Annotated in this window: 13 protein-coding genes; 2 read left to right on the forward strand and 11 right to left on the reverse strand. The window is 77.7% G+C overall.

Features of this window, described 5'->3' with window-relative positions; all coding sequences use genetic code 11:
- Nucleotides 1-14: 14 nt before the first annotated feature.
- The 8 genes from WAA21_RS07730 to WAA21_RS07765 form a co-directional block, all read right to left on the reverse strand.
- Entirely contained in the window at nt 15-1,127 is a 1,113-nt protein-coding gene (locus WAA21_RS07730) for a PP2C family protein-serine/threonine phosphatase (protein ID WP_336922203.1), read from the reverse strand.
- A 21-nt stretch (nt 1,128-1,148) separates the two neighbouring features.
- Nucleotides 1,149-2,759 carry a CopD family protein gene (locus WAA21_RS07735; protein WP_336922204.1) on the reverse strand — a complete coding sequence of 537 codons (1,611 nt, stop codon included), beginning with the start codon at nt 2,757-2,759 and terminating at the stop codon, nt 1,149-1,151.
- Between the two features lie 6 nt (nt 2,760-2,765).
- Complete coding sequence (locus tag WAA21_RS07740; protein WP_336922205.1) at nt 2,766-3,554, reverse strand: class F sortase; 789 nt, start codon at nt 3,552-3,554, stop codon at nt 2,766-2,768.
- The gene (locus WAA21_RS07745; protein WP_336922206.1) at nt 3,554-4,327 is read right to left on the reverse strand and encodes a CHRD domain-containing protein; all 774 of its coding nucleotides are present in this window, start codon (nt 4,325-4,327) and stop codon (nt 3,554-3,556) included. The genes WAA21_RS07740 and WAA21_RS07745 overlap by 1 nt, the downstream gene beginning before the upstream one ends.
- A gap of 111 nt (nt 4,328-4,438) precedes the next feature.
- Nucleotides 4,439-5,401, reverse strand: coding sequence for a hypothetical protein (locus tag WAA21_RS07750; RefSeq protein ID WP_336922207.1), 963 nt, complete (start codon nt 5,399-5,401; stop codon nt 4,439-4,441).
- Nucleotides 5,398-6,369: an ABC transporter ATP-binding protein gene (locus WAA21_RS07755; protein ID WP_336922208.1), complete on the reverse strand. Its 972-nt coding sequence runs from the start codon at nt 6,367-6,369 to the stop codon at nt 5,398-5,400. The genes WAA21_RS07750 and WAA21_RS07755 overlap by 4 nt, the downstream gene beginning before the upstream one ends.
- Nucleotides 6,370-7,545 carry a FecCD family ABC transporter permease gene (locus WAA21_RS07760; RefSeq protein WP_336922209.1) on the reverse strand — a complete coding sequence of 392 codons (1,176 nt, stop codon included), beginning with the start codon at nt 7,543-7,545 and terminating at the stop codon, nt 6,370-6,372.
- A gap of 10 nt (nt 7,546-7,555) precedes the next feature.
- Nucleotides 7,556-8,635: a FecCD family ABC transporter permease gene (locus WAA21_RS07765; protein ID WP_336922210.1), complete on the reverse strand. Its 1,080-nt coding sequence runs from the start codon at nt 8,633-8,635 to the stop codon at nt 7,556-7,558.
- Nucleotides 8,636-8,805: 170 nt separating this feature from the next.
- On the opposite strand from WAA21_RS07765, the gene WAA21_RS07770 reads away from it, so the two are divergent.
- Both WAA21_RS07770 and WAA21_RS07775 read left to right on the forward strand, forming a co-directional pair.
- Nucleotides 8,806-9,486, forward strand: a complete 681-nt coding sequence (locus tag WAA21_RS07770) for a metal-dependent transcriptional regulator (protein ID WP_336922211.1) — start codon at nt 8,806-8,808, stop codon at nt 9,484-9,486.
- Nucleotides 9,487-9,580: 94 nt separating this feature from the next.
- A complete protein-coding gene (locus tag WAA21_RS07775; RefSeq protein WP_336922212.1) occupies nt 9,581-10,453 on the forward strand; it encodes a DUF1206 domain-containing protein in 873 nt (290 codons plus the stop codon).
- Nucleotides 10,454-10,532: 79 nt separating this feature from the next.
- Here WAA21_RS07775 and WAA21_RS07780 read toward each other — a convergent pair whose 3' ends face one another.
- From WAA21_RS07780 to WAA21_RS07790, 3 genes are all read right to left on the reverse strand, one after another.
- On the reverse strand, nt 10,533-11,453 hold the full coding sequence (locus WAA21_RS07780) for a universal stress protein (protein ID WP_336922213.1): 921 nt from the start codon (nt 11,451-11,453) through the stop codon (nt 10,533-10,535).
- Between the two features lie 115 nt (nt 11,454-11,568).
- Nucleotides 11,569-12,267, reverse strand: a complete 699-nt coding sequence (locus WAA21_RS07785; RefSeq protein WP_336922214.1) for a hypothetical protein — start codon at nt 12,265-12,267, stop codon at nt 11,569-11,571.
- A gap of 130 nt (nt 12,268-12,397) precedes the next feature.
- Entirely contained in the window at nt 12,398-12,895 is a 498-nt protein-coding gene (locus tag WAA21_RS07790; protein WP_336922215.1) for an Lrp/AsnC family transcriptional regulator, read from the reverse strand.
- Nucleotides 12,896-12,914 lie beyond the last annotated feature (19 nt).

The following is a 12,914-nucleotide window of genomic DNA, read 5'->3' on the forward strand; positions in this document are numbered from 1 at the left end:
CGGCGCCCGACGCGTCAGGTCGGCTGGGGACTCCGCTCCGTCCAGTGCGGGGCCACGGGTCCCGGGACCGGGCCCGACGGCAAGACGTCCAGCCACAGCAGGGCGACGTCGTCGCGCAGCCGCCCGCCGACGTGCTCGCGCAGCGACGCGACCACCGCGTCGAGCAGCGCGTCGGACTCCAGCCCCCCGAGCGGCCGGAGCACGCGCCCGACCTCGAGGAACCGTCCGTCGGACCCGCGCGCCTCGGTCAGCCCGTCGCTGTGCAGGAGGATCCCCCCGGGCGCCGGGTGCGCGAGACCCGCAGGACGTGCCGTGCCGGCGCCCAGCCCGAGCGGCACGTCGACCGGCAGCCCGCCCTCGCGGTGCCCGCCGTCGCACGCGAGCAGGAGCGGCTGGGGGTGCCCGCACGACACGCCGGTGACGGTGCCGTCGCCCACCTCGAGGACGACCGCCGTCACGAAGTCCTCGGAGCCGCCCTCCGTGGCGACGATCATCTCGAGGGCGGCCACCACGTCGCGCAGCTCGGGCTCGCGGCGGGCCGCGTCCCGGAACGAGCCCAGGACGTAGTTGGCGAGCCGCACCGCGCCGAGGCCCTTGCCGCGCACGTCGCCGACCACGACCCGCACGCCGAAGGGTGTGGCGACGACGTCGTAGAAGTCGCCACCGAGGTCGGCCTCCGCGTCCGCACCGAGGTAGCGGGCCGCGACGCGGACCGGGCCGACGCGCTCCGGCATGGGCCGGATGATCGCGTCCGTCACCGCCTCGACGACCCGCTGGGCTCGGGCCACGGTCCGCTCGCCCTGGACCCGGTGCGCGGCGACGAGGACCGCGACGACGGTGAGCACCGCGAGGACGACGAGCCGCGTCACCTGCGCGGACACCTGTCCGTCGGCGGCCTGCTGCCCGTACAGCCACGCGGCGAGGATCGTCACGGCGCCGACGCCGGCCACGGTGAGCGGGCGGCCGAAGACCGCCGACAGCATGGGGACCGCGACGAGCACCCCGACGAACGCCGTCTTCGGGCCCTCGAGGTGGTCGGCGACGAGGATGCCCGCCACGAGCAGCAGCGGCAGCACGACCGACCCGAGCGGCCGCTCTACCCGGCCCCACCGGGGCAGACGGGACATGACGACGCCGACCTCCTCCCGTCACCGCGACGTCGCACAGCGTGCACCCTCCGGAGCCCGCGTGGCGAGTCGCGGCGCGCGCACCACGAGCACCTCGACCCGGCCCGGGTCGCTCGTCGTCGTGAACGGGTGGTCACCCGCCGCCGGCGCCTCGAACGTCGCGAACGTGCGTCCGGGGACGGTGAGGGCGAAGCCGCCGTCCTCGGCGGTGAGGGTGACGGTGCCCCGGCTGCTGTTGTAGACGGTGACGGGCCGGCCCGGCCGGGCGACGCTGCCGACGTGGGCGCGGTCGCCGTCCAGGAGCACCCCCACGGACAGCTCCCCGTGGTCGTGGCCGCTCATGTCCTCCAGGCCCGCGGGACCGTCCGCCACGGCCGCAGGGTCCGGTGCCGCTGGGTCCGCGGCCGCGGGGTCCGGTGCCGCGGGGTCCGGTGCCGCGGGGTCCGGTGCCGCGGGGTCCGTCGCCGCGGGGTCCGTCGCCGCCGGCGGCCCCGGTGCCGGGCTCGACGCTCCCGCGGGTGCGGGCGGCGGGGAGCCCGCGAGCGCGACGGCGACGGCGACCGTCGCGGCCATCACGACGACCTCCACGACGAGCAGCCGACGGAACGCACCCGGCCGTCCCGCCGCGAGCAGCGGGAGCGTCCGGCGCCGGTGGGCGGCGCCCACGACGACGAGCAGGCCGAGCGCGGCGGACTTGACCGCGAGCAGCACGCCGTACCCGCTGCCGAGAAGCACCGGCACCGCCGCCCACGACGGCGTGCCCGACGGCGAGGCGAGGGCGAGCGCCGACACCGGGCCGCTCACCCCCAGCACGACGACGGCGGTGACGGCCGTCGGACCGAGCCGCCGGGCGGGCACGAGCGGGTCGGTGAGCCACGCCCGCCAGCGCACGATCGAGACGACCGCGCCGAGCCACAGGAGGGCGGCCACGACGTGGGCGACGAGCGACCAGGCGACGAGCCGGTGGCCCTCGCCGGCGCCGTGGCCGGTGAGGACCGGCAGCGCGGCCGCGGCGAGCAGCGGCAGGAGCACGAGGCGACGGGCCGTGCCGTCGGGCACCGCACCGAGCGCCGCGGCGGTGACGGCGAGGAGGAGCGCGCCGACGGCGGCCGCGGTCCCGGCGGGCAGGCGGGCGACGTCGGCGACGACACCGGGCGACAGCTGCCAGGCCGGCTCGCCGACGAGCGTGCTCGCGAGCAGGACCAGGCGCAGCGCCTCCGTCACCGCCCAGGCCGCGACGACGGCCCGCGCCCCCCGCCACGCCCGGGCGGCCGCGACACCGGGCGCACCGCGGACGCGTGGGAGCAGCCAGGCGGCGAGGAGCACGTCGCCGACCGCCACGACGGCGAGCAGACGGCTCGCGAGCGTGAGCGCGGGCAGGCCCCAACGGGTCACGAGGCCCGCGTCCGGCAGCCCCGGCGCGGTGGCGGTGGGCGCCCCGCCGCCGGCGCGGAGGGCAGCCACCAGCACGGCGACCAGGAGCGCCACGAGGGCGACGGCGGCGAGGACCCCCAGGGCGGACGGCCCGAGGCGGGCCGCAGCACGCGGGCGGCGGAGGCGCGCTGCCGACGTCCCGCGCCGGACGACGGGGGCGAGCGGCCGGCCGGGGGTGCCGCCCGCGACCGTCGCCACGGTCGCTCAGACCTCTCGGGCGAAGATCACGACGTTGTCCTCGAAGTGGCCCGTGCTCTCCGCGATCGTGCCGCCGCACGTGATGAGGCGGAGCTCGGGACCGGGCGTGTTGCCGTACACCTGCAGGGTCGGGAAACCCTCCTTGGGGAACTGCTGGACCTCGTAGACCTCGAAGGCCGCGGTCGTGCCGTCGGCCCGGTCCACCTCGACGCGGTCGCCGGGTCGCAGGTCCCCGAGCTCGTAGAACACCGACGGGCCGCGGGCGGCGCTGCTGACGTGGCCGAGCAGGACGGCGGGACCGACCTCACCAGGGCGCGGCGAGCCGTCGAACCACGCCGCGGTGTCGAAGTCGGGGCCCTCGGGCACCTCGAGCGTGCCGTCGTCCTGCAGCCCGAGGTGGAGCAGCTCCGAGGAGATCGCGGCGGCGGGGACACGGACCGCGACGGGCGCCGCCACGGGGGCCGCCGCGACCGGGGCGGGGCTGGACGTGGACGGCTCCGGCGACGGGGTGGCCGACGGCGGGGCCGCGAGCGCCCGTCCCTGCGCGCCGTCCCCGGCGGCCGCGCCGGTTGCGGCGGGGGCCGTGGGCGTGGGCGAGGGTGCGGAAGCCGTCGGTGCGGGCGTGGCGCTGACCCCGCCCACGGGGACGGCGGGGGGCGCCGCGGCGTCCCGGCCCGACAGCCCCGCGACGACCGCGGTGCCGCCGCCGAGGACGAGCAGCACCCCGAGCACCGTCGCGAGGACCGTGCGGGCGGGACGCCGGGCGGCGCGGGGCCGCCCGGCGTCCGTGGCCATCAGGCCTGGTCCGCCGTGCGGCGACGGGCCAGGAGCAGCGCACCGCCGGCGAGCGCGACGGCGCCGCCGGCCGCGAGCGCGACGCCGCCGGTGGTGGCCTGCGCCTCACCGGTCTGGACGCCGCCGGCCGGCATCTCGCCCATCTGCGAGGCCTGCAGCACACCGCACAGGGCGGGGTCGGTGGCCTCACCCGGCAGCGACGGGTCGAGGTCGGACGCGCCGCGCTCGCCCTCGGAGTAGGCACCGTCGCCGTCGTGGTCGACGCCGTGGACCACGACGACGGCCTCACCGGACACGATGTCCTCGGCCACGTCGGCGCTGACCTCGACGTCGCCGCGGGAGTAGCTGATCTCCTCGCCCACACCGAAGCGGTCGACGGCCAGGCCCGAGTCGGGGGAGGTGTCGCCCTCGGTGGTGAGCGACACGACGATGCTGCCGTACGCCGGCGCACCCTCGGTCGTCGTGAGGAACCCGTCGCCGTCCGCGTCAGCGTCGGCGGTCGGGCACGCGTTCATGGAGTCCTCGCCGTAGTGGATGTGCGCGGCGTGGGGGGCGTCGGCGAGCAGGCCGGTGGACTCCAGCATGAAGCTGAGCGTCGTGCCGTCGACCTCGACCATCGCCTGGCCGACGCCGGGGGCGTCGTTGACGGGCACGGGCTGGAGGTCGGCCTGCGCCGAGCCGGACGCGGTGGAGGACGCGAGCGCCGGGGCGGCGGCGAGGACGAGGGCGGCACCGGCCACGGCGGGCACGGTGAGAAGTCGGACGCGGTTCATGTCGGTTCCCTTCGGTCGACGATCCCGCCTGACGGCGGGCGGTCGGGAGGGGTACGGCAGGCTCGCGCGTCCGGATTGGTCGGGTCGGCCGGGTTTCCTCGTCGGACGGGGTCAGGGGGTGGCGAGGTTCTGCTCGAGCCACCACAGCTGGCGCTCCGCGCAGCCGGCGGGGTCGCGCAGGGAGCAGGTCGTGCACACGCGCTGCGCCCCCGTCTCCGGCGGGAAGCGCGCGTAGTACTCCCGCATCGCGTCGGTGAGGTGCTCCTCGGCGAGCGGCTCCGGCTCCGGGCGCTGGTAGGCGAGGCAGCAGCCGCCCTTCTGGCCCAGGTAGGCCCGGCCCCACGGCGTCGACACCGTGCGCACGTGCGGGCTCACCCGCCACGGCGCGCCGGGCGCCTGCAGCGCCGCCTGCAGCCGGTGCACCACCTCGTCGCGCACCGGCAGGTGGGGCTGGTAGAGCGTGGCCATGCCGACCTCGTCGGCCACCTCGGCCCACAGGGCGCGGGCGCCGACCCGCGCGAGGCCGCGCGCGGCGTCGACGAGCGGGCGGACGGCGCGCACGAGGGAGTCGACGGTCCGGGTGACGAGCTCGTCCTCGTCGCGCACGAGCTCGACCCGGTGCTGGCCGGGCGGCACGGGCAGGCCCGCCAGCCGCGCCCACGGGTGCCCGGGCGTGACGAGCAGCGTGGCGCCGCGCACGTCGAGCCGGTCGGCCCAGCCGTCCGGGTCCTGCCGCCAGCGCAGGCCGTCACCGGCCTCCCCCACGGTGTCGGCGAGCAGCCCCGCGCCGCCCGCGGCGAGGACGAAGCCGACGACGTCGGCGACCCGCCCGGCCGTCCACGTCACCACCCACTTGGCGACCATCTGCGCCGTGCCGCCCTCGCGGGCGTGCACGGTGCGGTGCAGCCGCGCCAGGCCGCCGTCGAGCAGGGCGCCGTAGGAGGTCCAGCGGTGCGACGCGGCGCCCGGGCCGTCGTGGCGCGCGAGGTGGGCGTGCAGGTGCTCGGCGAGCCACGCCGTCGGGGTCGGCGCCTGCAGCAGGGGCGGCTCGGGCCGCTCGGGCGCGAGGGTCACGGCGCGACCTCCGCGCCGCCGTGCGGCCCGGCCGGCTCCGGGGCGGGCGCACCGACCTCGGGCGCGAGCACCCGTCCGCCGCGCCGCCCGAGCGGCACGACCATCGGCGTGCCCGTGACGGGGTCGGGCACGACGCGCGCCCGCAGGCCGAACACGTCGGCGACGAGCTCCTCGGTGACGACGTCGGCGGGCGCTCCCTCCGCGACGACGCGACCGTCCTTCATCGCGACGAGGTGGTGGCTGTAGCGCGCGGCCTGGTTGAGGTCGTGCAGGACGAGCACGACGGTGCGGCCCCGGGTCTCGTTCAGCTCGGCGAGCAGGTCGAGCACCTCCACCTGGTGGGCGAGGTCGAGGAACGTCGTCGGCTCGTCGAGCAGCATGAGGTCGGTGTCCTGCGCGAGGGCCATGGCGATCCACACCCGCTGGCGCTGGCCGCCGGACAGCTCGTCGACGTGCCGGTCGACGAGGTCGGCGGTGCCGGTGGCGAGCAGCGCGCGCGCGACGGCGGCGTCGTCGTCGCGACCCCACGGCCGGGCCCACGAGCGGTGTGGGAAGCGGCCGCGGGCCACGAGGTCGGCGACGCCGATGCCGTCGGGCGCGACGGGCTGCTGGGGCAGGATGCCGAGGCGGCGCGCCACCTCGCGGGTCGGCATCCGCGCGATGTCCCCGCCGTCGAGCACCACCCGACCGGTCTCGGGCGGCAGCAGGCGCGCGAGGCCGCGCAGGAGGGTGGACTTGCCGCACGCGTTGGCGCCGACGACGCACGTCACGCGCCCGGTGGGGACCCGCACGTCGAGGCGCTCGACCACGCGCCGGCCGTCGTAGCCGAGGGAGAGCCCCTCGGCGGCGAGCCGCGCGTCGACGGGCACCGCCGGGGGCGCGGCCGCCGCCGGCGCCGCGGGGACGGTCGCGGCACGGAAGGCGCCGGAGGCCGCGGCGTCGGGTGCGACGGCGTGGAGGATGCTCATTCAGCCGGTCCTTCCGAGTCGGTTGGCGCGGGTGAGGAGCCACAGCAGGTACGGGGCGCCCACCAGGCCGGTGACGATGCCGACGGGCAGCTCCGTGGGCGCGAGGGCCGTGCGCGCCACGAGGTCCGACAGCAGGACGAGCAGGGCGCCGGTGAGGGCGGCGGGGACAACCGTGAGGGGCGTCCCGACCAGGCGGCGCGCGACCGGGCCGGCCACGAAGGCGACGAAGGCGACGGGTCCCGCCACGGCCGTCGCGACCGACACGCAGCCGAGGGCCACGACGACGAGCGCGGCCCTCGACGGCTCGACCCGCACGCCGACACCGCGCGCGGTGTCGTCGCCCAGCTGCAGCGTCCGCAGCGGGGAGGCGAGCACGAGCAGCAGGGGCACGAGCACCACCAGGGCGAGCGCCATGACGCGGACGTCGTCCCAGCCGCGGCCGTTGACCGAGCCCGTCAGCCACACGAACGCCCGCTGCGCGTCGGTGATCTCCGCCCGCGTCAGCAGGTAGCTCGTGACGGCGTTGAGCATGGCCGCGACGGCGATGCCGACGAGCACCAGGCGGTACGCGGACAGCCCCCGCCGCCACGCGAGCAGGTAGATGGCGGTCGTGGCGAGCAGGCCGCCCACGAAGGCCGCGGGGGTGAGGAGCGCCTGGTCGACCTGCACCCCGAAGGCGGTGCCCGCGACGAGGACGCCGACGGCGGCCACCGTGGACCCCGCGCTGACGCCGATGACGTCGGGGCTCGCGAGCGGGTTGCGCGCGAGGCTCTGGAAGACGATGCCGCCGAGCCCGAAGGCCGCGCCCACGAGGACCGCCGTCACCGCCCGCGGCAGGCGCAGCGTGCCGACGACGAAGGCGGCGTCGTCCCCGCCGCGCCCCACGAGCGCGAGGGCGACCTCGCGCAGCGGGAGGGCGAACTCGCCGACGACCAGGGACGCCGCGAAGGTGACGACGCAGCCGAGCAGCAGCAGCAGCCCCACCACGACCGCACGGGCGCGGCCCGTGGTCCGGCCCCGCCGCACGGCGGCCACGACGGCCGCGAGCTGCTCGGGGCCCGGCGTCGTGGTCGACGGGCTCGTCGGCCCGGTCCCCGGCGCGACCGCCGGCGCCGTCCGGACGGAGGCGTGGCGAGAGGTCGTGGCGGTGGTGGTGGTCGAGGTGGTGGTCGTCACGTCGGGCCCCTCAGACCTGGGCCAGCGTGCGACGGCGGACGAGGGCGATGAACACGGGCGCGCCGACGACGGCGGTGACGATGCCGACCTGCAGCTCGCCCGGGCGGGCCACGACGCGCCCCAGCACGTCGGCGGCCAGCAGCAGCACCGGCGCGAGCACGGCCGAGTACGCGAGCACCCAGCGGTGGTCGGGCCCGGTGAGCGCGCGGGCGACGTGGGGGACGGTGAGCCCGACGAAGGCGATCGGCCCGGCGGCGGCGGTGGCGGCACCGACGAGCAGCACGACCGAGAGCGCGGCCGCGACCCGGGTGAGGCCGACGCGCGCGCCGAGGGACCGGGCGACGTCGTCGCCGAGGGCGAGGGCGTTGAGCGCCCGCCCCGACGCGAGCGCGAGCACCGCGCCGACCGCGAGGAACGGGGCGACCTGCGCCGCGACCGACAGGTCGCGACCGGCCACGTGCCCGACCGCCCAGAAGCGGTACTGGTCGAGCGTCGCGCTGTCGAGCAGCAGGAGCGTCGTCGTCACCGACACGAGGAACGCCGTCACGGCGGCGCCGGCGAGGGCGAGCGCGACGGGGGTCGCGCCGCTGCGGCCGGTCGAGCCGAGTGCGTACACCACGGCGGAGGCCACCGCGGCGCCGGCGAGGGCGAGCCACACCTGCGCGCCGAGGGTCGAGACGCCCACGGTGATGCCGACGACGACGGCGAGCGCCGCCCCGGCGGACACCCCGAGGATCCCGGGGTCGGCGAGCGGGTTGCGGGTCAGCCCCTGCATGACGGCACCGGCGAGCCCGAGACCGAGGCCGACGAGCAGCGCGACGAGGGTCCTCGGCACGCGCAGCGACACGACGACGACGTGGTCCTCCTGCCCCGGGTCGAAGGCCGTGAGCGCGGCGACGACGTCCGGGAGGGCGACGGGCCTGGACCCCACGGCGAGGCTCAGCAGGCACAGCAGGCCGAGGCCGGCGACGGCGAGGAGGAGCCCGACGAGGCGGGACGGCGCCGAGGCGAGGGCACTGCGTCGTGCCGCGGGACGGGTCGGCGGCGAGGGCGCGCCGTCGCGCGCCTGTACCGTCGACGCCGTCGCCATACCCACCTCCCGGGAATATCGGGGCGCTGCCGTGCCGTTATTGGTGAGGCTAACCTAATACGAGGGGGCTCAGGCGCGTCAGGCCCGTCCCGGCCGACCGTCCGGGCCACCGGAGACCCCCACCGGAAGGCACGACGATGCGGACCGCCCCGGCACGGCAGAATGAGGCCGTGAGCCACGACCTCATCGACACCACGGAGATGTACCTGCGGGTCGTGCTCGAGATGGAGGAGGACGGCGTCGTCCCCATGCGGGCGCGCATCGTCGAGGCGCTCGGGCACTCCGGGCCGACGGTGTCCCAGACGGTCGCCCGTATGCACCGCGACGGGCTCGTGGACCTCACCGACGACCGGCGGCTGCAGCTCACCGAGGAGGGCCGCCGCATCGCCACCGCCGTGCTGCGCAAGCACCGCCTCGTCGAGCGGCTGCTCGTCGACGTGATCGGCCTGGAGCTCGACCACGCCCACGAGGAGGCGTGCCGCTGGGAGCACGTCGTGTCCGACCGCGTCGAGGAGCGGCTCGTCGACCTGCTGGGGGACCCGAGCACGTCGCCGTTCGGCAACCCCATCCCGACGGCCGCGGACGGCACGCACCCGCTCGGCCCGGCCGACGGGCAGCTCCCGCTCAGCAGCGTGACGAGCCCGGGCCGCTTCCGCCTCGTGCGGCTCGGCGAGCCCGCGCAGAGCCCCCGAGCGCTGCTGGTCGCCCTCGTCCGGGCGGGCGTCGTGGCCGGCGCCGAGATCGACGTGACCCCCGAGGACGGCGCGCACCTCGTGGCCGCCCCCGGCGGCTACCCCGTGCGCCTCGACGAGCCGCCGAGCCGGCACGTGCTCGTCCAGTCCCTGGCCTGAACGAGGTCCTCCGGCGACACGGCGGGCGCGGCGGCGGGCGCGGCGGGCTCGCGTCCGCTGGCGCGAGCGCGTCAGCGGCGTACCGTCGCGGGCCATGACCCCCACCTCCCGTCGCTCGCGCGACGCCGCCGACGACCTGCGGGACACCGCGGAGGACGTCAAGGACTCCGACGAGGTCGACACCCTCCAGCGCGTGGGCCGCTACGGCTACGTCGTCTACGGCGTCTTCCACATCGCCCTCGGCGTCCTCGCCTTCAACCTCGCCTTCCGCGGCGGCGGCGACACCTCCACGAGCGGCGCGCTGCGCAGCCTCGCGCAGCAGCCGTTCGGCCTCGTCGTCATCTGGCTCATCGCCATCGGCCTCGCCCTCCTCGTGCTCTGGCAGCTCCTCGAGGCGGTGCTGGACCCCGACGACGCGGGCACGAAGGACCGGCTCAAGGCCGCCGGGCGGGCCGTGGGCTACGGCATCGTCGCGGTCGCCGCCTTCTCGATCGCGATCGGTGGCGGCTCGGGCGGCGGCTCGGGCGGCGGGTCGTCGGAGGAGACCCTGACGGCGCGGCTGCTGGCGCTGCCGTTCGGGCAGGTGCTCGTGGGGCTCGTGGGCGTCGGCGTCCTCGTCGTCGCGGGCTACCACGTGTACAAGGGCGTCACGCGCAAGTACATGCAGGACGTGGAGACCCTCGACCTGTCGCACCGTGCGCGCCAGGTCGTCGACTACAGCGGCCGCATCGGCTACCCGGCGAAGGGCGTCGCCTACGGGACGATCGGCGTGCTGTTCCTCCTCGCGGCGCTGCGATCGAGCAGCGAGGAGGCGGGTGGTCTGGACGAGGGCCTGCAGACGCTGCTCGGCATGCCCTTCGGGCCGTACCTCGTCGGCGCGATCGGCATCGGCTTCGCGCTGTTCGGGGTGTACTGCCTCGCGCGGGCCCGCAGCGCCGGCGACGCGACCGGCTTCGTCGGCCGCTGACCCCGCGCGGTCGTGGGACCGCGCGGCGCTCCGCCGCGCGGCGGACGTGCCGGGGGTCCCACGACCGGCGCGGGGACGCTCAGGTGCGCCGGACGACGGCGACGGCGACGGGGCTGCGGTGCAGCAGGGTCTGGCTCGTCGAGCCGAGCAGGAGCCCGCCGAAGCCGCCGCGCCCGCGCGAGCCGACGACGACCAGCCGCGCCCCCGCGGCCTCGCGCAGCAGCACCGGGGCCGGCCGGCCCCGTTCCACCACGCGCGTGACGGCGACGTCCGGGTAGGCCTCGGCCCAGCCGGCGAGCGTCTCCGACACCATGCGCACCGCCGCCTCCTGCAGGACGGGCCCGGTCGGCACGGGGTCGGCGAGCTCCGGGGCCCCGATCCACAGCTCGTCCCAGGCGAGGACGGCGTGGAGCGGGCAGCCGTGGCGGTGCGCCTCCGCGAAGGCGAAGCCGACCGCCGCGCTCGCCTCGCCGGAGCCGTCGACGCCGACCACGACCGGGGCGTCCGGCCCCGGGTCCCGGTGCTCGGCGCCGCGCACGACCACGACGGGACACGAGGCGTGCGCGCTGACGGGCACGCCGACGGAGCCCAGCAGCAGGCCCGTGAGCCCGCCGTGGTCGCGGGAGCCGACCACGACGAGCGAGGCCCGGCGCGACTCCTCGCGCAGCGCACCCGCCGCCGCACCCAGGTGCAGCCGGCCCTCGACCGAGATGCCGCTGTCCGCCCCCAGCAGACCCTCGACGTAGCCGACCGCGGTGTCGAGGACCGCCTGCGCGGCGGACGCCGCCCCCACGTCGGCGCCCTGCGCGGCCAGCTCGATGCGCAGCGCGCTCGACCCGCCGCCGTAGGCGTGCACGAGACGCAGGTCGCGCCCGGTGCCGCGGGCGTGCGCCACGGCCCAGTCGACGGCCCGGTACGACTCCTGCGAGCCGTCGACCCCGACCACGACGGGGGCGAGGGCGAGACCGGCGCGGGGTGCCTGCTGGCTGCCGACCGTCACGAGGACCACCTCCCTGTGCGCGTCGACCGCGGTGGTCGCGCACGTCCAGCCTCCTGCCGGACCGGCTCGCCGCGTCGGGACGTTGGTCCCGACGGGCGGGGCCCTGCGCGGGTGGTCACGGGCCGGCCGGCTGCGGGTCCTCGGCCCCCGTGCCCGTCGCCTCGTCGTCGAGCAGCGACCCGGCGAGCTCCGGCGCGAGCGTCGCGGCCGCCACCCCGGCGACGGCGAGCCGCACGAGCGCGTCCTCGTCGAGCACCCCGGTCGCGAGCAGCGCGGTGCGCTCGCGCGCCCCGGACGCGGCGAGGACGTCCTGCATGCACAGGGCGTCGGCGAGCGCGTCCGCGCGCAGGTGCGCCCCGCCGTCGGCCGGCCGGGCGCCCGGGCCGGTCCCGCCGCCGAGTCCGGCACCGGACGCGACGTGGGGCGCCACCCACCGGCAGCCCGTCCCGAGCGCGGCGAGCAGCTGACCGGGACGGACGACGCCGCTGACGAGCACGGTGCGCCCCTCGGCCACGAGCGCCGTCGCGGCCGCGAGCCCCGGCCGCGTGGCGGGGAGCGCGACCGTGACGACGGGGTGGACGGTGGTGAGGCGCCGCGCGTCCCGCAGGAGCGTCTCTGGCTCGCGGCCCCGCGCCTCGACGACCACCTCGGGCGCGCCGGCCGCGACGAGGTCGGCGACCAGCAACGGCACGTCGTCGCGGAGGACGCCGACCCTGGCCAGGGAGCCGGGGGTCGTCGTGACCCCGGCGAACGCGCCCGTCCGGAGCAGGGGCGCCACGTCACCGACCATCGCGGAGTCGAGGTAGAGCCTCACCGCGCGCTCACCCGCCACCCGAGGACGCCCACACGGAGATGGTGCTGCCGATCGGCCCGCGGGTCCATAGCCGGGGCGGGGGCCTGCGCCGGTCGGGCGGGACGAGCCGGCCGGGCACCACGCTCCGGGCTCACCCGCGTGCCGGGTTCGCCCGGGACGGCCACGGCCGCTCCACGGAGCGCAGCAGCGGCAGCACGCGCGGCGCCACCACCGTCGACAGCGCCACGACGCTCGTCGAGCGCACGACGACGGACGAGCGGCTGATGGCCAGCAGCGTCTCCTGCAGCTGCTCGTGGGAGGCCGCCGCGACCGTGCACATGACGTCGCCCACGCCGGTGACGGCATGGGCCTCCACGACCCCCGGGACCGCCGCGAGGTCGCGAGCGGCCTCGGTGAGACCGCCCTGGGCGATCTCGAGGGTGACGAAGGCGCGCACCCCGAAGCCGGCCGCGGCGAGGTCGACCTCCGGGCCGTAGCCGCGCACGACGCCACCGTCCTCCAGCCGGCGCAGCCGCGCCTGCACGGTGGCGCGCGCCACCCCGAGGGTCCTCGACAGCTCGAGGGCCCCTGCGCGCGGCTGCTCCCGCAGCGACTCGAGCAGGGCGAGGTCGAGCCCGTCGAGGTCCACGCGCCCAACCTAGCCGGAG

It is taken from the genome of Aquipuribacter sp. SD81, assembly GCF_037153975.1.
GTDB lineage: Bacteria > Actinomycetota > Actinomycetes > Actinomycetales > JBBAYJ01 > Aquipuribacter.

Coding starts and splice junctions, on each gene's coding strand:
- WAA21_RS07730 (WP_336922203.1), bottom strand. CDS start 1,127: ATGTCCCGTCTGCCCCGGTGGGGCCGGGTAGAGCGGCCGCTCGGGTCG.
- WAA21_RS07740 (WP_336922205.1), bottom strand. CDS start 3,554: ATGGCCACGGACGCCGGGCGGCCCCGCGCCGCCCGGCGTCCCGCCCGC.
- WAA21_RS07765 (WP_336922210.1), bottom strand. CDS start 8,635: ATGGCGACGGCGTCGACGGTACAGGCGCGCGACGGCGCGCCCTCGCCG.
- WAA21_RS07755 (WP_336922208.1), bottom strand. CDS start 6,369: ATGAGCATCCTCCACGCCGTCGCACCCGACGCCGCGGCCTCCGGCGCC.
- WAA21_RS07745 (WP_336922206.1), bottom strand. CDS start 4,327: ATGAACCGCGTCCGACTTCTCACCGTGCCCGCCGTGGCCGGTGCCGCC.
- WAA21_RS07775 (WP_336922212.1), top strand. CDS start 9,581: ATGACCCCCACCTCCCGTCGCTCGCGCGACGCCGCCGACGACCTGCGG.